General features: G+C 31.6%; 14 protein-coding genes. 12 read left to right on the forward strand and 2 right to left on the reverse strand.

What is annotated here, in order from left to right:
- From G5V56_RS08725 to G5V56_RS08740, 4 genes are all read left to right on the forward strand, one after another.
- A partial coding sequence (locus tag G5V56_RS08725) for a DUF7507 domain-containing protein (RefSeq protein ID WP_166963954.1) occupies positions 1 to 2,782 on the forward strand: 2,782 nt, incomplete at its 5' end.
- Positions 2,783 to 2,848: 66 nt separating this feature from the next.
- Entirely contained in the window at positions 2,849 to 3,775 is a 927-nt protein-coding gene (locus tag G5V56_RS08730) for a PorP/SprF family type IX secretion system membrane protein (protein WP_394366205.1), read from the forward strand.
- Between the two features lie 12 nt (positions 3,776 to 3,787).
- Positions 3,788 to 5,710: an OmpA family protein gene (locus G5V56_RS08735; protein WP_240911263.1), complete on the forward strand. Its 1,923-nt coding sequence runs from the start codon at positions 3,788 to 3,790 to the stop codon at positions 5,708 to 5,710.
- Between the two features lie 1,296 nt (positions 5,711 to 7,006).
- The gene (locus G5V56_RS08740) at positions 7,007 to 10,069 is read left to right on the forward strand and encodes a CHAT domain-containing protein (protein ID WP_166963960.1); all 3,063 of its coding nucleotides are present in this window, start codon (positions 7,007 to 7,009) and stop codon (positions 10,067 to 10,069) included.
- Here G5V56_RS08740 and G5V56_RS08745 read toward each other — a convergent pair.
- Both G5V56_RS08745 and G5V56_RS08750 read right to left on the reverse strand, forming a co-directional pair.
- Positions 10,049 to 10,771 carry a tetratricopeptide repeat protein gene (locus G5V56_RS08745; protein WP_166963962.1) on the reverse strand — a complete coding sequence of 241 codons (723 nt, stop codon included), beginning with the start codon at positions 10,769 to 10,771 and terminating at the stop codon, positions 10,049 to 10,051. The two genes, G5V56_RS08740 and G5V56_RS08745, sit on opposite strands and share 21 nt — an antisense overlap.
- Positions 10,768 to 11,322 carry a sigma-70 family RNA polymerase sigma factor gene (locus tag G5V56_RS08750; RefSeq protein WP_166963964.1) on the reverse strand — a complete coding sequence of 185 codons (555 nt, stop codon included), beginning with the start codon at positions 11,320 to 11,322 and terminating at the stop codon, positions 10,768 to 10,770. Before G5V56_RS08750 ends, G5V56_RS08745 begins: the two co-directional genes overlap by 4 nt.
- Before the next feature lie 322 nt (positions 11,323 to 11,644).
- Between G5V56_RS08750 and G5V56_RS08755 the strand changes: the two genes are divergently transcribed.
- The 8 genes from G5V56_RS08755 (at position 11,645) to G5V56_RS08790 (ending at position 22,807) form a co-directional block, all read left to right on the forward strand.
- Positions 11,645 to 15,673 carry a two-component regulator propeller domain-containing protein gene (locus tag G5V56_RS08755; protein WP_166963966.1) on the forward strand — a complete coding sequence of 1,343 codons (4,029 nt, stop codon included), beginning with the start codon at positions 11,645 to 11,647 and terminating at the stop codon, positions 15,671 to 15,673.
- 99 nt (positions 15,674 to 15,772) lie between these two features.
- The gene (locus G5V56_RS08760; protein WP_166963968.1) at positions 15,773 to 16,186 is read left to right on the forward strand and encodes a hypothetical protein; all 414 of its coding nucleotides are present in this window, start codon (positions 15,773 to 15,775) and stop codon (positions 16,184 to 16,186) included.
- A 1-nt stretch (position 16,187) separates the two neighbouring features.
- Positions 16,188 to 17,504: an OmpA family protein gene (locus tag G5V56_RS08765; protein ID WP_166963970.1), complete on the forward strand. Its 1,317-nt coding sequence runs from the start codon at positions 16,188 to 16,190 to the stop codon at positions 17,502 to 17,504.
- Positions 17,505 to 17,515: 11 nt separating this feature from the next.
- Positions 17,516 to 17,860, forward strand: coding sequence for a DUF4870 domain-containing protein (locus G5V56_RS08770; protein ID WP_166963972.1), 345 nt, complete (start codon positions 17,516 to 17,518; stop codon positions 17,858 to 17,860).
- Between the two features lie 12 nt (positions 17,861 to 17,872).
- A complete protein-coding gene (locus G5V56_RS08775) occupies positions 17,873 to 18,973 on the forward strand; it encodes a hypothetical protein (RefSeq protein ID WP_166963975.1) in 1,101 nt (366 codons plus the stop codon).
- A 221-nt stretch (positions 18,974 to 19,194) separates the two neighbouring features.
- The gene (locus tag G5V56_RS08780; RefSeq protein ID WP_166963977.1) at positions 19,195 to 19,797 is read left to right on the forward strand and encodes a DUF4082 domain-containing protein; all 603 of its coding nucleotides are present in this window, start codon (positions 19,195 to 19,197) and stop codon (positions 19,795 to 19,797) included.
- 98 nt (positions 19,798 to 19,895) lie between these two features.
- Positions 19,896 to 20,738, forward strand: a complete 843-nt coding sequence (locus tag G5V56_RS08785; RefSeq protein WP_166963979.1) for a hypothetical protein — start codon at positions 19,896 to 19,898, stop codon at positions 20,736 to 20,738.
- An 11-nt stretch (positions 20,739 to 20,749) separates the two neighbouring features.
- Positions 20,750 to 22,807: a hypothetical protein gene (locus G5V56_RS08790; protein WP_166963982.1), complete on the forward strand. Its 2,058-nt coding sequence runs from the start codon at positions 20,750 to 20,752 to the stop codon at positions 22,805 to 22,807.
- Positions 22,808 to 22,815 lie beyond the last annotated feature (8 nt).

A 22,815-nucleotide genomic window follows, 5' to 3' on the forward strand; every position in this document is an offset into this window, starting at 1 on the left:
AACAGACACGGCAGTAACGATAAGCACAACTGACGCAGCGACTGTTACCATCACCGATGACGACGCCTCAGAAGTAAGCATTACAGCCACAACGCAAGCAGGCGAACCGAACTTCAATGGACTGTTCACTGTAAGTATAACAAATGCGTTATCAGTTGATACTACTGTAGGTTACACGGTATCAGGTACCGCCACAGCAGATGCAGATTACACCGCCTTAACCGGAAGTGTTATCATTCCTGCAGGCGCTACTTCAGCAACGATAAGTGTTGATGTAATAGATGATACCATTGTAGAGACCGGCGGCGAGACTGTGATTGTGATTTTAACCATTACAGATTCAGCAGTTACAATTGCTTCAGAAGATACTGCAACAGTTACTATAGCCGATAATGATGCTTCGGAAGTAAGTATTGGTATTGTTGCAACAAATCAGGCATCAGAACCTGATAATGATGGACTATTTACATTTGCTTTAAGTAATATAGTAAGTGTTGATACAGAAGTAAACTTCACTATTACAGGAACAGCTACAGAAGGTGTTGATTATGAAGTTATTGGTACTTCGGTTATTATACCAGCAAATACCTTAAGTGTTACCATACCAGTTGTAGTCATTGATGATAGTATTGTTGAATTAACTGAAGCAGTTGTAATTAGCGTAACAGGAACTGATTCAGCAGTAACGGTAAGTACAACTAATATTGCAACTGTGACTATAGTCGATAATGATACTACAGAAGTGAGTATTATAGCAACTACCCAAGCAAGTGAGCCAAGTACAAATGGCTTATTTACGCTAAGCCTTAATAATGTAGTAAGTGTAGATACAGAAGTAAGTTATGGTATTTCTGGAACGGCAACTAACGGAGCAGATTACACGGCGTTAACAGGAATTGTAACGATTCCAGCAAATACATCAAGTATTACAATACCTGTTGAAGTGATTGATGATAATTTTGTTGAAGCAGGAGGAGAAACAGTGATTGTAACTCTGCTAAGTACAAATTCAGGAGTAGATATTGCCACTCAAGATACAGCAACTATAACCATTGGTGACGATGATGCTTCAGAAGTTAGCATTGCAACAACAACAAATGTTGGAGAACCTAATTTCAATGGAATATTTACTGTAACACTTAATAATAGTGTCAGTGTAGATACGCAAGTTGATTATACTGTCTCTGGAACTGCTACCGAAGGAACAGACTATGTATCCTTATCGGGTTCAGTTATTATTCCAGCAAATACAAATTCAGCAGTAATAGATGTCGCTGTTATTGATGATACTATTGTTGAAGGTGATGAAACCGTCATTGTAACCTTGACAGGAACAGGTTCTTCGGTTACGGTAAGTTCAACAAACGAAGCTACTGTAATCATCACAGATAATGATGCTTCAATATTAAGTATTTCGGCAACAATTCAGGCAAGTGAACCTGATTTAGATGGTGAGTTTACCTTAACCTTAACCGAGCCAATTAGTATTGATACTGAGGTTACGTTTATGGTAAGTGGAACAGCTACTGAAGATGTAGATTATACATCTTTAGGAACAACCATAATTATTCCAGCAAATACAACCAGCATTACTATTCCGGTAGTAGTTATTGATGATCTTATAGTTGAACCTAGTGGAGAAAGTGTAATTTTAACTATAGTTAGTGCTGATTCTCCAATAGTAATTGGTTCACCAGATGATGCTACCGTAACCATTGCAGATAATGATATTGCAGCTCCGTCAATAGAATTGATAAAAGACGCATCATTAAGTGGTGAAGGTGTTGTTGGAGACATTATCACATATACATTTACAATTAATAATACAGGTAATGTTCCTTTAGTTGATATTGAAATAGAAGATGATATGCTTTCAATTAAACCAATTGTGGTTTCAGGAATTATTGAACCAGGCGAATCAACAACAATATCAGCGGATTATATGATAAACCAAGCTGATATTGATTCAGGAAGTGTTGTTAATTCAGCTATCGTTTCTGCAGTAGATATGTTATTTGATACGATTGTAGCAGACATCTCTGATAATGGAAATGTAAATGATGGCGATGATAATCCAACAGTAGTGGCATTAGCACAATCAATGAATATTGCCATTGTAAAAACAGGAACCTTTAACGATGTTAATGGCGATGGTTATGCGCAAGCAGGCGAAACGATTAGTTATAGCTTCACTGTTACAAATACAGGAAATGTAACCTTAACTAATATCACGATATCAGATCCATTACAAGGTGTAGAATTAACTGGCGGACCAATTAGTTTAGATGCTGGAGAATCTGATAGTTCAAGTTTTGTTGCAACGTATACCTTAACGCAAGACGATGTTAATTTAGGAAGTGTTTCTAACCAAGCTATTGTATTTGGTACAGCTCCTGACGGAACAGACGTTCAAGACTTGTCAGACGATTCAAGTACTGCTGGAGATAACACTACCATTACCACATTATCAGGTTGTGTTATAGAAGTCTTTAACGCAGTATCTCCTAACAACGATGGTGATAATGATGTATTCTTAGTTCGCGGATTAGAATGTTATCCAAAAAATAGAGTGGAAATTTATAACCGTTGGGGTGTATTAGTATTTGAAAGAGATCAATATAATAATAGTGATAGAGCTTTTAGAGGAATTTCTGAAGGACGTGTAACTGTTAATAAATCCGAAGAATTACCAGAAGGAACCTATTATTATGTATTGAAATATGAAGACTTTAATGGTGCAAACCACGAAAAGGCAGGGTATTTATACATCAACAGAAAATAAAAAAAGAACAACCAAATTCTTGAGGCTTCAACAACAGAAGCCTCAAGATTAAAAGCTGAAAAAATGATAAGAAATAGTTTAATTATATTGGTTTTAATACTTGTTTCAAGTGCCAATTATGCTCAGCAAGATTCGCAGTTTACGCAATATATGTACAATACAATCAATATTAATCCGGCTTATGCTGGATCGAGAGATATGTTGAGTATTTTCGCAATGCACAGGACACAATGGGTTGGTCTCGATGGTGCGCCGGTTACCAATGTGGCATCAATAAGTTCTCCTGTCGGAAAAAATGTTGGTTTAGGAGTGTCCATAATGAATGATAAAATTGGGCCTTCTGATGAAAATAATATCGCCGTAGATTTTTCATATACAATTAGTCCTTCAGATAATTACAAACTCTCTTTCGGTATTAAGGCTTCGGCCAATTTATTAAATATAGATTTTACGAAGCTAAATCAATATAACAGCGGAGATTATATTTTTGAAACCAATATCGACAATAAATTTACACCCAATATTGGTGTAGGGATATTTTACTATTCAGATAAAACATATTTTGGTTTTTCTGCACCTAATTTATTAGAAACCACGCATTTTGATAAGTATAACAATATTGGATCAAATAGTCGGATCGCTAAAGAAAAAATACATTACTACATGATGGCGGGTCATGTGTTCGATTTGAGTAGTAATATAAAATTTAAACCTTCGGTATTATCAAAAATAGTAACAGGTGCTCCATGGCAGTTAGATATTTCAGGAAATGTATTATTTAATGAGAAGTTTAGTTTAGGACTTGCATACAGACTTAGTGCAGCTGCAAGTGCAATGGTAGGATTTCAAGTTTCTGATTCATGGTTTATTGGCTATGCTTATGATATGGCCACAACAGATTTGGCTGAATACAGTTACGGTACTCATGAAATCTTTTTAAGATTTGAATTGTTTAATAAAATTGGTAAAATAACATCTCCAAGATTCTTCTAAATGCGCATCATTATGACAATTAAAACATTTTTTTTAAGCCTTATATTTAGTGTTGTTGCAATTCAACTTCATGCTCAAAATGCTAGAATAGCAGTAGCAACAAAAGATTATGAAAAGCTGGCATATATAGATGCTATTAACATATACGAACGTGTTGCAGAGAAGGGCTACAAAGATGAAGATATGTTTAAGAAATTAGCAAATTCATATTATTTTAATGCAGATTTTGCAAAAGCTAATAAATGGTATGGCGAACTATTTGCTTTAAATAGTGATCAAGAACCGGGATATTATTTTAAATATTCTCAAACATTAAAATCTGTAGGTGATTATGAAAAATCTAATTTAATGCTTGAAAAGTTTAATGAAAAATCAGGCAACAACAAGGTTTCAGAAAAGACTCAATCAGATTATATTGATCAAATAAAATTAAACTCAGGAAGATTTCTTATTTATAATGCCGAAGTAAATTCTAAATTCTCAGATTATGGTGCTTTTGTATATAATAATAAGCTCATTTTTACGTCGGCTAGAAGAATTTCTGGTCCATCAAAAAACGTGTTTTTATGGACTAATAAATACTTTTCAAATCTATATCAATCAAATATAAAAGCTGATGAAAGTTTAAGTGAACCATCTCCTTTTGAAAATGAAATAAACTCCAAGTTTAACGAATCTTCGGCTGTATTCACAAAAGACGGTTCAACCATGTATTTTACTAGAAATAATTTTTTAAACGGAAAGCGCGGCAGCAACGACAAAGAAGTTACGTTATTAAAACTTTATAAGGCGACAATGCAAGATGGTAAATGGGATAACGTTATAGAGTTACCATTTAATAGTGACCAATACAGTTGTGCACATCCTGCATTGAGTCTGGATGAAAAAACATTGTATTTTGCTTCAAATATGCCAGGAACCTTAGGGGAATCAGATTTATTTAAAGTTGCAATCCATGATGATGGGACTTTTGGAACACCAGAAAATCTAGGAGATGTTATTAACACGAAAGGGCGCGAAACATTTCCGTTTATATCGGAAGATAATGAGTTGTATTTTTCCAGTAATGGACATTTAGGACTTGGTGGATTAGATATTTTTGTAACCTCTTTAAAATCTCTTAACGACGTTCAAAATGTGGGAGAACCAGTAAATAGCAAGCAAGATGATTTCGCTTTTTATATGAATACCCAATCACGTAATGGTTTTTTTAGTTCGAATCGAGAAGGCGGGCAAGGCGAAGATGATATTTATAGATTCAAAGAAATCAAGACATTGAATACTACTTGTACAGTTAGTGGTTATGTGTTTAATAAAGATGACTATCAAATACTACCAAACGCAAAAGTAAGGGTGTTTGATAATAATTATAAGTTAGTTGATACTATTGAGTCTGATGATAAAGGGTTTTATAAAGTAGATTTAGATGCCGATAAAGTATTTTATGTGCGGTATGCAAAGCAAGATTATGAAACGAAAGAGGCAGCCATCTCAACAAGCAGTTCAATGCCAATTAATATGCCAATATATTTAGAAAAACGATTAAAGCCTGTAAGTGTTGGAAGCGATTTAGCTAGCACTTTAAATATGTCTTCAATTTATTTTGATAAGGATAAATGGAAAATTAGAACCGATGCAGAATTTCAGCTTCAAAAGATAGTTGAAATAATGAAAGATAATAAGGGTATGAAAATAGAAATCCGTTCATATACAGATAGCAGACAAACCAAAGACTACAATTATACGCTTTCAAATAAAAGAGCAAAAGCTACTAAAGATTGGTTTATTAAAAATGGTATACAAGCTAACAGATTACAATCTAAAGGTTTTGGAGAAAGTCAATTAGTGAATCATTGTTCAGATGGCGTTAAATGTTCAGAAGAAGAACATCAGGCTAACCGACGAAGTGAATTTGTTGTACTCTCAATAGATTAAGGAATTATTAAAAAATATAGGCATTGCCCCCTACTCTATGCACAGCCTAATCTGCTAAGGATTGTATTTTACCATTGTTTGTTCTTTCCTTTGTAAATTCAATAAGTACTTAAATTATATAGATAAACGAGTTTTACAAAACTTCATATTTCTTAAAGATTTAAATTTTTGTTGAAAAAGAAATATCTAACCAATAAACTCCAAATAATCTTAGATTTAAGTAGTTTATTTAAAACTAGTTATACTATAAAGAATATAGACATCTAAATACAAAAGATAAATTGGCCTTATTTTGTAATCGGAACTAGACCCGAACTTTTATAACTCTTAGAATAGGAAATAACAAATCCATATTAAAACTCTATTGTATTTCTTCATTTGGGCTTATTATAAAACTCAGTAAAATTTGATTCGGATACATAAAAAAATCACTTCTATTTATATGTATTTAAATAAAAATGACATAAAATAGGGCAAATTTCACTATGGGAAGTGGTCAATACAATTTATGGTAGTTTTTTTAGACGAAACTAAATTTTAGTAATAGTTCTACTTAACAAATAATTAATAGACTAACCTATTTACCGATACATAAAGTAATTAATCAACAATAATAAGGATTCTACCTATAAAGGCACAAATATGAGACAAATAATATCAAATTATTTCAGAATAAATCAAACTAAATCAGTCATCAAGAAACCTTTCTTTTTAATTACAGAAATTAGATTTATCATAGAAACTGAGCACTAAAAAGAAATTAAATAAAATGAAAACGAATCAATTGACCGCGAAGGGATTCGAACTTTTTGCCCTAACCCTTATGTCTATTGCCTTACCAGCTTATGTTTATATTTTGGTGAAACAATAGTGAAACATCAATTTTTCATTACCAATTCAAATATGCATTTTTTCAAAATTTATTAAGTATATATCTGTAAAACAATTAAGTCTTATTAATTAGTGGGAACTTGACTCGAACTAGTGCCCTTCTAGTTATGAGCCCTTTAACTATCATGTTTTAAGCACATTTACTGGGCTCACAAGACCTTAAAATTATAAAACCCTATGCAGTTTATGTTTTCGGATTATTGTTAACATTAAATGTAACTTAGTTAATTAATTTTCACTAAAAAAACCAAGTTTCATACCAAAATAAATCAATTTTAATTTAAACCAACAATTAATAAAAACATCCAGAAAAGATTATAGCAAGATTTTCAAAATAAACATAACACTCTAAAAACATGTTAAATACTCCTTTTTTTATTTTATCATTGTATAAAACTGAAATAATTGAAAACAAGAATGGCTTTTAAATATGTAGTTTCCTTCTTTATTTTATATTTTAATTTGGGTTACAGCCAAAGCTTTTTTCAAAAGGACCGTTTAACAATTCTAGCAGATTCCTTACATCTTCAAGGTTTCTATGATGAGTCCATTCTGTTAAGAAAAGAAGCAATAAATTCAAATAAAGATGCTTCAAGAGATTATAAATTATATTTAAAAGCAAAATATTTCCATACTAATTCTTGCTTATTGGAGGATAAAAGCTACAACTATCACAATCCTGATAAAGCCATTACTAAAAAAGTGCATGAGCAATATTTGGATAGTGCTCTACAATATTCTGTAAAGGCAAGAGATTTGTATATTCAGATTAAAAACCCCGATCGAAAGTTTCAGTACAATATTCAAAATAGGATATATCACCAAACGGCGTATTTAGGAAATTGGAAATATGCTTTAGAGCAAGCCCAATTAGGATATCAATTTTTAAAAGACACCTTATCAAAAAAAGACAAAACCTTTGTAGATTTAATTTATGATATAGGATTTATTTACAGTGAATTGGGAGATTATTCAAGAGCTGTTGATAATTATAAAACATCTCTAGATTTATATAAAAGTATTATTGGTGAAAACAATACAGATGTTGCCCAAGCTTATAATAACATTGCAGTAGAATATCGAAATCTTGGTTTACACAACAAAGAGTTAGAGTCACTTTTAAAAGCTAAAACAATTTGGGAAACACTAAATGCAGATACCGATAAGCATTTTATTTATAGTTGTTATGGTAATCTGTTTTATTGGTATTCATATTACGGCGATTTTGATAAAGCTGAAGAATACATTTTAAAAAAGGAACAATTAAGAGAAGAAGAACTTGTTAAAAAAGCTGGGTTTATAAGGAATAAAGAAGAAATTTATGAAGATAAACTTCATGAGTGGTACGACTTAATGCTTCACTATTCTAGAAAAAATGACACTTTACAAACAGAATTTTATGCAAAAAATATTATAAAAACAGTTCAAACAGATAAAAAATTACTCAATTTTGAAACCAGTATATTGAGTGCTACTTTAAAGTTTTATGCTTCTTTTATAAAAGAAAAAAACCAAGAAAAGGCCTTACAATTATTGGATAAAGCCATTGCTATTCAACAAAACTATAATAGAACTTATTATACAAACGCATTTCCGTTTTTATTAGAAAAAGTTGACCTATTACTTAAATCTAAGAAAACCTCTGAAGCAGAATTATTGTTAAAGCAATTAGATACAGTCAGTAAAAATCAAGAAATTTTACAAAAGTTTAAGCTTTCCATTTTAAAAGCAAAAATGGCACAGCAACTTAATAAAACAGACGAAGCTCAATATAATTTTGATGAAGCTTTTCAGCTCTTAAAAAATGATGATTCAAATTTAGAAGAAACTACAATTAATAATTTAAAACCCTTAGTATCATTTGCTGTAATTGATGGTTTTTTAGCTATGGGTGATTTTTATAAGGAGATATTTAAAGAAGAAAATAAAAAACCATGTTTAGAGAAAGCCATGCGACGGTATCTGTTAGCTTCTAAAATTTATAATCAATTGTACCTAGGGGAACATTATAATAAGCGATTATACACTTCTTATAATGCAATTAATGAACGATTGCTTAATGTGTTAGAAACTACGAGCAATGAAAATTTATTAACTGAGGTTATAAATAATATTGAAAATAATGGCTCAAAGCTTACATGGTCAAAGTTTGTATTTAACAACCAACGACAACAATTAGATCTTCCAGACGGATTAATTAATAAAGAAGACGGTATTAAGTCGCAACTTAATTTTTATCAAAAAGCCTTGTTCAATGGCAAATCCATTTCAGAAGATAAGATAACACTTTGGAAGAATAAGATTTTTGAACTACAAAATGAACTCTCAAAAATTCAGGATTCTATAAAGCAAGAAAGCAAGAGCTACTATCAATTTAATATTATGGAATTTGATATTACAAGTTTTCAAGAGGGTTTAGAAGATGAGGAGGTTGTTTTAAAATATGTTGAAACAGAAACAAAGTTGTATTCATTTTTAATTTCAAATCAAACTATTAAACTACAACCGACAGCAGACAAGGCCAAAGTTTATAATAATCTAAAAGTATGTCTAAATAGCTTAAAAAACAGACGTAACGATTATCAAAAATCATTAAACGAATTTAACGATTTGTTTTTTAATAGTATGGTTTACAAAAAGTATAAAAAACTAACCATTGTACCCGATGGTGCGTTACACTATTTTCCTTTTGAATCGCTATTTTTAGAAAAAGATATGCCGGCAACTAGCTATGCATTGTCCTTATTGCTTTATCAAGAACAAAAAACAATTCCATCTTATTTTAATGAAGTAAAAGTGGGAGCGTTTTCAGCTTCAAACGTTAATTCTAAGTTACTAAAGGCATCGGATGAAGTAAAAGAGGTTGCAAATATTTTTGATGGAAACATGTTTTTAAATGCCTCGAAAACAGAGTTTCTAAAAAATGCAAATCAGTTTAATATATTGCATTTAGCTATGCATTCTAAAATTAACGAAACGCATCCAGAGTTTTCTTCTCTAGACTTTTATGGTGAAGAAGAGAATCAATTGTTTATTTCAGAGCTTTACAACGAAACCTTTAAGGCTAATATGGTGGTGCTAAGTGCTTGTGATACAGGAAATGGGTTTTATGAAAATGGCGAAGGCGTTATTTGTTTATCTAGGGCCTTTAATTACGCAGGAATACCAAGTACAGTAATGAGTTTATGGAAGGTTGATGATGAATCAACGGAAAAAATAATGATCTCTTTTTACAAGCATTTAAATGAAGGGGAAACTAAAGATGATGCTCTAAAAAATGCTAAATTAGATTATTTAAAGAGCACGGATGACCCATTGCTGAAACATCCTTATTATTGGGCTGGTTTTGTATTAACTGGTAATACCGATGCTCTTATTGAAAACCACCATTATTGGTTTTATGCTTTTGGAATTCTAATTTTATTACTCTTCTTTTTAAGAAAAAAATTATTCAATTTTTTCAAGTAATTGCTTTGTTTCTTTATTTTTAAAAGACTCTTTAGATTTAAGTAATAATTGCAATTGGAGCTTTGCATTTCTTAAATCTTTATTTTTCACATAAGCCAATGCCAAATACCAATGGGTTCTATTGGATAATCTGTCAGAATAGTTTAGGTGCTCTTTAAATTTTAAAATGGCATCATTTGTCTTTCCCAGGGCTAATAAAGCATTTCCCTCATAAAATAATAATTCAGAATTATTAGTGTTTTTATAAGAGCTTTCAAATAAATTAAGAGCAGTTTCAAAGTTGTTTTCACTATAGGCAATAAAAGCATCATTCTGTAAACCAACATTAGTATCTGATCTTACTATTGGAAAGGTTACATTTTTAGAGGGCTCAAAATAACTGCTAAAAAGAGCGTCTTCATTAATTGAATTATTAAAGATAAACGAAATACAAATTATAACAGCAATAATGGCTGCTGATGCCATTAAAGGTTTTAACCATGTCTTTTTCTTATGCTTATTTGATAAAGCCTTGTCGTAAGATTGTAATTGTTTTTTAAAATTTTCGTTGTCTTGATGCTCTGTTACTTTTTTCAAATTCTTAATAAACTCTACTTCGCTTTTAAAATTCGAGTTTGTTTTATACAACGAATTAAACTCATCAAGTTCCTTTTCGTTGAGCGTATTATTAAAATATTTTTCTATTAGCGGGTTATCAATCATTTCTTTGGGTATTTTCCTATCAGGTCTCTAAGAGTTTTTAAACATCGTGATTTTTGACTTCTCACGACAGCCTCACTTTCGTAACCTTCTAAAGTTGCTATTTCTTCATTAGTTAGTCCTCTGTAAAAACTTAATGTTAACATTTGCTGGCAACTTTTTCCTAATTGTTTAAAATAATACTGAAGAATTAGCTGTTCTTCTGTTAATTCATTTTCAATTTCAATCTGAATTTCATCATAAACATCATTGACTTTATAGATTGCTGAATCAAAATTTGTTCTCAAAGAATTTTCTTTAATCTTTTTATATATAAGATGTTTTCCAATTCCAAATAAATAGGTTTTTAAGGTACATTTTATATCATAAAGTTTGCCTGATATAGCATGTTTTCTCAATGAAATAAATGCCTCTTGATAAATATCAATAGAATCCATTTCAGCGATGTAATACTGTTTAGCAAAGTTCAAAAAAGCATTCCTATTGGTGTTATAGAGCTCTTTTATTAAAAAATGATTTTCAGTTTTTAAGGCATCAACATAATGTTGTTCCATTGAAATTTGGGGATTTTTTTAAAGCAATGTTAACATTACATTTTTTTCTACCACTAAATATAAATCATTCTAATTCAAAACAAAAATTGAAAATTATTTTATTGACTTTTTTTAATACGTATTAGATGGACTTATCACAATTTATAACAAGGTTTACATTTTATTACAGCTCCTAGATATGATAATGAATTAGCGGATTTTGTTAAATATAAAACGTTAGATTTTTATAAAAAAGGTTTTAATGAAAAAGATGCCATATTAAAATACTAGAAAAAAGTATGCTACGAGATCTTATGCCTTTTGTTATTTACTTGATAAATTAATGATTCTAATTAGCTTCAATACTAAAAATATTAAATTTTATTTGTTAAGGATAACATTTTTATCTAGTAGTTTTTTAGTTTCCCAAAACCAAGTTTCCTTTAGACAGCTATCCATAAAGGAAGGATTATCACAAAATTCTGCAATTTCAATAACCCAAGATCAAACTGGCTTTTTATGGATCGCAACACAAGATGGGCTAAATAAGTATGATGGAAGACGATTTACTATTTATCCTTTTGATTTTTTAGACATAACAAAGTCAAATTATAGTAATCTAGGAAAAGTTTATACCGATAGAAACGGAAATGTATGGATTATTCCTACAAATAAAATACTTCATAAATATGATAGTACCTCCGATACTTTTAAACCCATTTCTGATATAAAAGATGTAAGCATTTTATATCAGGATGAAGATTATAATTATTGGGTAGGCACATACAACAAAGGACTTTATCTATTAGATTCAGCTACTTTTAAATCAAAACTTGTTTTAAAAGCAAAAGAAATTAATGGCCCCATTTATGAAATAAACCAAAGAAAAGATGGTACAATTATATTAACTACCAATAAGAAAATTATTGAACTTAATCCTCAATCATTAAAAGCCACTCAGAAGTATCCGAAAACTAAATACGGAGAAGCAATTAATGAAAATTTTAGTGCAGTCGTAATTGATAATTCAGAAAGACAATGGTTTGGAACCTATGGTAATGGCCTATATTTTAAAGATAAGAAAGATGAATTTTTTCATAGGATATCAGAGCTTTTATTTTTAAATACCTTACCTGAGGATCTTAATATTATAGCACTGCATATTGATAGTAAAGAAAGGTTGTGGATAGCCACCTATGGAAACGGATTGTATTTGGTTAATTTAAAAAACTTTAAAATAACTCATTTTACCCCCGAAAAACATGACCCCAGAGCTCTACATTATAATGATATTCTAAGTATTTATGAAGACTATTCTGGAACGTTATGGTTCGGCTCTGATGGTGCTGGACTTAGCTATTATGATGAATATTTAGAGAAATTTAATTCCTATACAAGCTTTCAGATCCCGTATGGCATAAACATTGACGTAATTAGAGCAATAACAGTAAGTGATAATGGTAATATATGGCTGGGGACTTCTGGAAAAGGATTAACACAATATGAACCAGCGATAAATAGTTGGAGAACATTTAATACCGAAAGTACTACAAATAATACTATTTCTTCTGATAGGATTATGAGTCTATTAATAGATCATGAAAATGAACTATGGATAGGGACACAGGAAGGAGGGCTTAATATACTTGATCAAAAAGGGCATATTAAAAAATACTCAAATACATCTAAAATCTCTTTATCTGCCACTACAATTTGGTGCATTTTTAAAGGGAGTGACAATAAATATTGGTTAGGCACTCGAGAGCATGGGCTAATTCAATTTGATAAAAGGAGAGGTGAAATCAAGCGATACACCACTAATGATAATTTATCTAGTAATAATATTAGAGTAATTACTCAAAGTGATTCCAATCATTTATGGCTTGGAACAGAAGAAGATGGTATTGTATTATTTGATATTTTAAATGAAACTTTTACATCGTTTAAATCATATCCTAAAAAAAATTCTTTATCAAACAACAAAGTAAAATCATTGTATTATGACCCCAGCGGGATATTATGGGTTGGCACTAAAGGCGGTGGCTTAAATAAGCTTGATATTAAAAAGAATTATTTTCATAACTACACCACAAAAGACGGACTTGCTAACGACGTTATTTACGGTATTCTACCAGATAAAAAAGGGAATTTATGGTTAAGTTCTAACAAAGGAATTTCGAAGTTCACGCCTGAAAACACTTTAGGTAAAACTCCTAGCATTGTAAACTATAACAATTATGATGGTTTAGCTACAGAATTCAATACTGGAGCATATTTTTCTGATTCAAAAGGGAATCTCTATTTTGGTGGATTGGATGGTTTTTATTGGTTTCAGCCAGATCATATTGCGGAAAACAAAATTCTTCCTAAAACAACTATTACAGGTTTTGAAGTATTTGGTAAATCGCAAGTATTAAAACAAGGCACTAAATTAGATTACAATCAAAATACTTTATCCTTTATTTTTTCCAGTTTGCAATATTCAATGCCTGAAAAGAATATGTATCAATACAAATTATCAAACTATGATAATGATTGGGTGCATGCAGGAAATAATAATTTTGCACGTTATACTCAAATTCCGCCAGGAGATTATGAGTTTCAAGTAAAATCTAGTAATTATGATGGTCTTTGGAATAAAATTCCTGAAACATTTAAATTCTCAATAGCATCACCTTGGTACTTAACCAACTTGGCTAAAGTTGTTTATTTGCTTTTAATACTAGCCATAATTTTTGGTATATATTCTTATTTAAAATGGCTTTGGAGGATGCAACTAGACTTAAAACTAAAGGAAGAAGAAGCTGAACGGTTTAGAAAACTCAATGACTTTAAATCAAAATTATATGCTGATATTTCCCATGAATTTAGAACGCCACTAACACTTATTTCAGGGCCTATTGATTCAAAGTTAGGTGAAGGTAACATATCGGATTCCGATTACGCCAATTTCTCCATGATTAAGCGTAATACTAATAGATTACTATCTCTGGTAGATCAATTACTAGACTTGGCTAAACTCGATAAAGGAAAATTAAAATTAAAGATTACAAAAGGAAACCTAGGTTTGTTTTTGCATACTATTGTCTCCTCATTCGACTACAAAGCAGACATAAAAAAAATTAATTACAATATTAGTATAGAGCCTATCACAAATGCTTGGTATGATGAAGATGTTATTGAAAAGATTTTAACTAATATACTTTCCAATGCATTTAAATATTGTCCAGAACAAGGTATGTGTTATTTAAGTGTGACTAAAGGTGAGAATAACATAATAATCAGTTCAAAAAATACTGCAGAAAATCTTTCAGAGTTACAAATAGAAAAACTCTTTACTAGATTTTATCAAAAAGACGAATATGCCGAGGGTGCAGGAGTTGGACTTTCTTTAGTAAAAAAACTGGTTCAATTATGCCATGGTGAAATAAGTGCAAATCTTGAAAATGAAAATACCATTCAATTTCTCATAACGTTGCCAATAGATAAAGCATCTTTCAATAAAAATTATATAATTGAACCATCGATTAATCAAGAAACAATAAGGAATAGTATATCTAATAACATAGATACTTCACCAGATGTTTTTTTAGAAACAAAAGTGGACAATGAACTTCCGATATTATTGTTGGTAGAAGATCATGTTGAAATACGTCAATTCATAAAATTGGCATTAAAACATAAATACAAGATTTTTGAGGCAGAAAACGGCATAAAAGGAATAAAGGTAGCACTTGAAATAGTACCCGACATTATAATTTCTGATATTAGAATGCCCAAATGTAGTGGCATTGAGCTTTGTAATACTTTAAAAAATGACGAACGTACAAGTCATATTCCTATTATTTTATTAACGGCTGGTATAGGTGAAGAAAATGAGCTAAAAGGATTACAATCAGGAGCTGATGATTTTATTATAAAACCTTTCAAATTAAGAATTCTTGAAAAAAGAATAGCAAACCTTATTGAAGTTAGAAAAGCACTTCGAAATCGATACAGTCAGGAGTTAATCCTAAAGGCGAAAGATATTTCAATTACCCCAACAGATGAAGTGTTTTTAAATAAAGTTCAGCAAATATTAGATAAGAGCTTGTCTAACCCAGATTTTAATACTGAATATTTCAGTAAAGAGGTTGCTATGAGCAGAATGCAACTGCATAGAAAATTATTAGTCTATACAGGTTTATCTACTTCGGCATTTATAAGGTCACAAAGATTAAAACAAGCACTCCATATTTTGAATACTTCTGATGCTACAATAAATGAAGTAGCCTATATGGTTGGTTTTAATACACCTTCATATTTTATTAAATGTTTTAAGGAAACTTATAACAACACACCTGCAGAATATCTGCAATCCCTTATAAAATAAGGGTTTACAAAGTCTGTTACATATCTTCCATACATTGTTACATACGTGGTATTCACTTTGAATGCTTTCGGATAGTTTTGGGTTATTAATAAAATAACTATGAACAAAAACTTATTAAAATCGAAAGCAGGTTACTTGTTCCTCTTATTGTTGTTTAATGTCTGTTTTTTTAACGCACAGACAAGGAGCACTAAAGAAACCAAGGTTGTCTTAATAGTGAGTCAAAAAACAAACGAGATTTCAGGATTGGAATTGTTTGAAACACAAAATTCCGAAAATACACTTCCTAAAAAGTATCCAGGCAATAAATTTTATTTAGGGATACTTAAAGGAAATTATGAACTAGATAAAAACGCAGTCCAACCTAAAAGCGGAGCTATCATTACTATTTATACTGATAAACAACTTTTTTCTGAGGATCAGTTTTCGCTTAAAGAAAGTATAAATTTTGGCAGTATCAAGACAAAAGTGGTATCTAGAAATAAAGGTGAATTAATTTTAAAAACGTTATAAAATGAAAAATGTAAAAATCTTATTTGTATTGCTAATTCTATTGGTATTTACACAAACAAGTCATGCCCAATTTCTAAAAAAATTAAAAAATCGCGCAGAAGAAGCCGCCAAGGAAGCAGTAATTAGAAAATCTGAAGATAAGGTGAACCGCGAAACCGAAAGAGCCATGGATACCATTTTAGATGGTAATAAAGGAAGTAAAAAGAAAAACAAAAAGAAGAAATCATCTAAAAATGATGAAAGTGATTCTGACGAAATATACAAACAAGACGAATCTGATAACAATGATACCAAAGAAAATGGGTTTGGAGTCTATAGCAATTTCACCTTCGTTCCTGGAAACAAACTTTTGTTTTATGACGACTTTGCAGCTGATGCGATAGGAGATTTTCCTGCAAATTGGGAAACGGGTGGCTCTGGTGAAGTTGTAACCACCAATACATCCGAAAGCAAATGGCTCTCCATGGTAAGACGATCTGGATACATGCCAACGATAGAAAACAAACTTCCTGAAAACTATACTATAGAATTTGATTTGGCCAACAATGGTTATGGTAGTGGCAAACCTAACAGCAAACTGTTTTTCGCATTCTTAACTAAGAAAGCATACAGTATGGGAGCAGGAGGTTCCGTGGCAGATATCGAAATCTTGCTTTCCAATAATGGTTTTAAAGTAAGCAATGTTGAAAATTTTGGAGGAGAAGTTGAAGTAAAAATTGGTAGCCGTATAGATAGAGAAATGACAGATTATTTAAATAATACGGTTCATATTTCGATTGCAGTGAACAAAAAAAGGCTTCGAATGTGGGTAAATGAGGAAAAAATGGTGGACTCTCCAAATTTATTACAGGCCAACATTGGCAAGTATTTTATTATACAAGCAATGGATGTCCTGCCTGAAAAAGGACATTTTGTAGGTATATCGAACTTCAAAATTGCAGAGTCTACTGAAGACTTACGTTCACTTCTTATTAAAAATGGAAAATTTAGTACTACAGGAATCTATTTTGATACCGCTGCATCAACTGTAAAAAAGGAATCCTACGGAATATTATTAGACATCGCAAATATGCTTCGCGATAATGACGATATCAACTTACAAATTATTGGCCATACTGATAATCAAGGAGCAGAAGATTATAATCAAACACTTTCCGAAAAAAGAGCAGCAGCAGTAAAGGAGCTACTTGTTGAAGAATTTGGGATACGTGAAGATAGATTACAATTTATGGGTAAAGGCGAAACAGAAGCTTTAGATGATAATACCACTGAAAAAGGTAGAGCAAATAATAGAAGAGTAGAATTCATTAAGATTTAACACTAGTAAAAATGGAAACAACAGAAAATAAAACTGCAGTAGTTAGCGAAGGTAAAAATATAGCCATTATAGCCTATATCACCTTCATAGGATTAATCATCGCATTTGTGATGAACAATGAAAAAAAAGAACCTTTCGCGTCCTATCATATTAAACAATCTTTGGGGTTGGCGCTTACAGGATTAGCATTAGGGGTTATTGGCATGATCCCCATTTTAGGTTGGATAATAAACATCATAGGCATTTTTGTGCTCCTCTATATGTGGATTATGGGATTAATGAATGCCATTAATGGTAAAGAAAAGGCAGTGCCTTTTTTAGGAGAGAAATATAAAGAATGGTTTAAAAATATTTAAAACTTAAAAATTATGAAAACACAAATAAAATTATTTATCGTATTGCTACTAATGTCTTTTAATTTTTCATGCGACAAGTCAAATGAAGATCTCTCTGAAGAAATTGCTATAGAAATAGAAGATCAAGAACCAGACCCTTTAGGTCCGATTGATCCAACACCAACAACAGAAACTACTGATTTATATATGGTAGGCTATGAAAGAGACGGCGACAAACCCTATGCACAATTATGGAAAAATGGAATTCAAACAAGTCTTCCCAATGCAGCAGGTACTTCAATTGCAAATTCAGTTTTTGTGGCAGGTACAGACGAGTATATAGTTGGGCAAGCAGAAACAAGTTATAATAGTGCAGCCATACTTTGGAAAAATGGGGTTGGCACCAATTTAACCGATGGAAAAAAAGCTGCAGTAGCCAATTCAGTTTTTGTTTCTGAAGGTGATGTGTATGTTGTGGGAAACGAACAATCTGAAGTAATTAATAGAGAGATCCATACCATAGCAAAATTATGGAAAAACGGAGTTGCTACCGATTTATCTACAGGAACAAATGACTCTAGTGCTTATGATGTTTTCGTATTGGGTTCCGATGTATATGTAGTAGGTGAAGAATACTTCGAAGAAACATTTTCGTATCAAATAAAGTTATGGAAAAATGGAGTAGAACAAAGTTTTGATAACAGTTCTCAGATAAATAGATCTATTTCAATTTTTGTAAATGGCACAGATGTTTATGTAGCTGGGTATAGACAAAATTCAGGCGCTAGCATTGCTGTTCTTTGGAAAAACGGAGTACCTACCGATTTAACAAACGGCGATAAACAAGGCATAGCAATGGACGTTTTTGTATCTGGTACAGATGTATATGTTGCAGGAGTTAATAGCGATACTAACAACAATCAAATTGCCAAAATATGGAAAAATGGCGTTGCCACAGAACTTAACTCTAATACAAGCGCCACGGCAAGATCTGTTTATGTTTCAGGAACCCATGTTTACGTTGGAGGAAATGAATTTGATATTGCAAAATATTGGAAAAATGGCGAACCAACTAATTTATCTGATGGTTCCAATGAAGCACGTGTTACATCTGTTTTTGTGACTAAAAATTAAATAATCAAAAAGATTAAAAAGATGAAAACAAATTTAAAATTCTAGGGTCTTTTACTCCTTATAAGTTTCACATTTTCTTGTAGCAAAAAATGATGATGCGTCCTAATAAGTTCGTTTTAATAAAACATATAAGATAAAAACTCCTAAAAGTTAGCCTTAGTAAACTTTAGGGCTATTAAATATCAATTGTGAACAATAATTATTTATAAAAACAAAAATATATGAAACATTTTACATTAACACCAGTAAAAACTATTTTAAAAATGGCATTATTTTTTGCCTTAACAATTACATTAACTAATTGTAGTAAAGATGACGATAACCCCATACCAAACCCAGAAGTTAACCCATTAGCAGAATATTTAACCGTAACAGGATTTAACCAAGTAACTGATGAGATTATAGATAGTGCAGATTATGAATTTGGAATCACATTTATTCCTGCTGTAAATGGAAAAATCACAGCTATTACAGCAAAGATCCCTGATACTCATATAGCAACAAGAGTTACCATTTGGAATAAAACAACAGCCACTGTAATAAGAACAGAGTCAATTGATATTGCAAGCGCTGGTGTTGAGGTTACAAAAGCTATTAGCCAATTAAGCCTAACTGCGGGTACTGAATATATGATAACTTTTAATAGTAATGATTGGTATAACCGGGAGAGAACAGATGGGACAGGTATTACGTACCCTGTTTCAGTTGGAGATATTAGCATTACGGGATATGCTTATGCAGGAGGAACTGCTCAAGTATTGCCAACGGCATTCAATTTAGACTATTATGCAGGTGACTTAAGCTTTAAATTTCAAAAAGATTAAATTATTTAGGTAAAACTAAACATCATTTTATATCCAATAGACTGACTATTATCAATATTCAACTACAAAATTCAATACTAACATAAATATAAATACTCATGAAAAAATCAATTAAAATTTTAACGGCATTTGGGATTCTAATCTTAATGTCTATTACAACACAGGCACAAATAAATGATTGGACTGGAAAATGGAACACAAGACTTGTTTGGAACAATACTTTAGGAGATTTAAATATTACAGAATCTAGAGGTACTTATACTGGAGTTTTTCCAAACGGCAAATTATCTGGAAAGATAAATTCTGATGGTGATTTAAAAGGTTTTTATACAAGAACTGTAAATAGTTTAGACCGAACAGGCATGGGTAAAATGGGGGAATTTAGATTTGTGATTGCCACCGATAAAAAATCATATGTTGGCTATTATAAAGTAGAAGGTAAGGATGATTGGCAACCTGATAACTGGAATGGGAAACGACCGGCTGTACCAACATTGGTTCAACAGGTTGAAATGAATAAAAAAAAGAAGGTTTTAAAGGACTATGTGAAAAATAACCCTGTGATAAATTGGACTGGTACTTGGGAGACCGATAATATTGGCACATTTAAAGTATGGGTAAAAGGTTACCAACAAATAGTAGGTAAATTTTCATATACCAAAGATGGCGCTTTAATTACCGCTGATGTAACAGGAAACAATACTAACGATAGGGGAATAACTAACAATAAGATTTTCAATGGCACCTTCTTGGATAGTCAAGGAGCCAAAGGAAGTTTTCTTTTTTATTTTGGTAATCCTACAGACAATGATTTTGCGGGCTATATGGATTATGACATGACATATGAAGAATTTAAATCTCAAGTTAAGCATACACCTAAAAGTGTATATGTTAAAGGTCACAGAACCTCTTCTGCAAAACCAAACATGAACGCGTACTAAATTATAAAACTATGCGTCTCCTATTCCTAATCGTAATTTCCTTTTTTTTGCTTTCGTGCAATGATAGCAAAAAAGAAAAAGACGTCTTTGTTAATGGTGTTTTAGAGGATTTCTCAAAAATGCCAGATTCAGTCATTCAAAAAGGCTTTGCCATTTTAGATACCATAAAACTTAAACCAGTAGATGCATTGGTAAAAGAACTAAGGAAAATTCCAGAACTCCAAGAAATTGGTGTAGGAGACGAATTGTTGAGTTTTAGACTTAAAAATGGGCCAACCATGTTGATAAAACTAAAAGAGTTTTCATCCATCACTAAAGGAGGCACAAGTAGTTCTGTTATGCCCCCAATGATGATACTAAATCCTATAAGAGAAGAAGAAAACATTGCCAATGTTGTTGGTGCACAACGCGGAGAAAACAGGCAAAATAAAAAAGCATTGATACTAGCACCTTATGAATGGGATTTTGAAAATGATGATGCGAAAGTTCCTTATTCAAAACTTAAAAATTATCGAAATTATAAAGGAAATGTAAATTACAAATCCAATAAAACTGAAACTTCACAAACCATTACTATTGATGATTACTTGTCATTTAAGGAGTATGACATGGTTTATTTAAGTTCCCATGGCTCAAAAACTTGTATAATAAAAGGGAGTTTAGAAATAAGTAGCTTATGTTTTTCATTTATATCAACAGGAATAAAATTTGACACAAAAAAAATAAAAGATCTTAAAAATAAGCTTGCCTCAAAAAACGTCACAGGAATTGCTTTTGGTGATGATGAGATATATTTAAGACCTGAGTTTTTCTCCAATGCTTATCCAGAGGTAAACAATAAGCTCATTATTTTTAGTGCTTGTCAATTAGGACAACGGGGAGATGTAGAAACCACATTTAACAATATTCTGCAAAATGGTCAACTTTTTTACTGGCATAATACTGTTTTTACTGATGACGCAACAAATGCTTTTTCTTATATGTATGATAGAATGTTACAATTTGGGGAAACAGCCCCTTTAGCCTTTAAAAACACTCCATATAAACTTAAAGAGAATTTAAAAACTTTCGAAAACGAAGAAAAAAGAGGTGACTCTATTGAGCTTAATACCTATTTAAAAATGGCAACCAAAGGCAATGCCATGCATATTATAGAACCTGTTAGTTTTTTAGATGAAAAAACAAAGAAGGAGTTGCAAGAAGGTACGGTATATCCTTTTGAAGGTGTTTTTGAAGACGACCGACCCGAAGAAGCTAGTTTTACCTTAGAATTTTTGGGCTACACCGCTCAAGAAATAGAGGAAAAAAGCATGAGCTTTTCATTAAAAGTAGATGGTACTACTGTTCTTGATCATGTTGCCTTTTTACCAGATAACGATCCTTACGATCCAATAGAAGTTACAAGAGGTAAAAACGAAAAAACAACCCGAGTTACTTTTAAAGGCGTGAAACTGAAAAAAGACCTGAAAAAAAACAGTTCGGTAAAACTGGAAGCCTTCTTTCATTTTAGCGAAGAAAATTATGGCTATCAAAGGATTCATGTAAGTACAGGAAGCTCTGATATGCGCATCGTCATGAAGTCACCCGACGGGACAATTAATATGTTTTTTGATGCCGATAATTATGGGCTTAAAATGACTCATCCCGCTGAAAATGTAACAATGTATTCTGATGAAGAAGGATATATTTATATGAACGCCCCAGAGCAAGGCTGGATAAAAACCAAAATGAGCCAAATGCTTGGTGCAGTAGCCAAACTTGCTCCAATGGATATTGATTTTATGGCTTTGGAATCCACCAAAGGATCGGTAATGCATAAAATAGCAGCCTTTGCAGCAGAAGTGACCATTTCTAAATTGGAAAAGGAGACTAGGGCTAAGAAAATAAGCGGCGGTAATGGTAATGAAAAAACAGTTTTTATTGCAGATGGCCGTGTCACCATAACTTTTGATGGTCAAAAAAGGCTCGAATCCTTAGTTGAAGGATCTTCAAGTATACATTATTACTATGAAGAACAGAACATAACAATGCCAAACGCAAAAATGTTTAGTATGCCATCTTTCAATTAAAAAAATAG

Source organism: Yeosuana marina (assembly GCF_011762485.1).
GTDB classification, from domain to species: domain Bacteria; phylum Bacteroidota; class Bacteroidia; order Flavobacteriales; family Flavobacteriaceae; genus Yeosuana; species Yeosuana marina.

Coding starts and splice junctions, on each gene's coding strand:
- G5V56_RS08745 (WP_166963962.1), bottom strand. CDS start 10,771: ATGATTGATAACCCGCTAATAGAAAAATATTTTAATAATACGCTCAAC.
- G5V56_RS08755 (WP_166963966.1), top strand. CDS start 11,645: ATGATTCTAATTAGCTTCAATACTAAAAATATTAAATTTTATTTGTTA.
- G5V56_RS08790 (WP_166963982.1), top strand. CDS start 20,750: ATGCGTCTCCTATTCCTAATCGTAATTTCCTTTTTTTTGCTTTCGTGC.
- G5V56_RS08770 (WP_166963972.1), top strand. CDS start 17,516: ATGGAAACAACAGAAAATAAAACTGCAGTAGTTAGCGAAGGTAAAAAT.
- G5V56_RS08750 (WP_166963964.1), bottom strand. CDS start 11,322: ATGGAACAACATTATGTTGATGCCTTAAAAACTGAAAATCATTTTTTA.
- G5V56_RS08760 (WP_166963968.1), top strand. CDS start 15,773: ATGAACAAAAACTTATTAAAATCGAAAGCAGGTTACTTGTTCCTCTTA.
- G5V56_RS08785 (WP_166963979.1), top strand. CDS start 19,896: ATGAAAAAATCAATTAAAATTTTAACGGCATTTGGGATTCTAATCTTA.
- G5V56_RS08775 (WP_166963975.1), top strand. CDS start 17,873: ATGAAAACACAAATAAAATTATTTATCGTATTGCTACTAATGTCTTTT.
- G5V56_RS08735 (WP_240911263.1), top strand. CDS start 3,788: ATGACAATTAAAACATTTTTTTTAAGCCTTATATTTAGTGTTGTTGCA.
- G5V56_RS08780 (WP_166963977.1), top strand. CDS start 19,195: ATGAAACATTTTACATTAACACCAGTAAAAACTATTTTAAAAATGGCA.
- G5V56_RS08765 (WP_166963970.1), top strand. CDS start 16,188: ATGAAAAATGTAAAAATCTTATTTGTATTGCTAATTCTATTGGTATTT.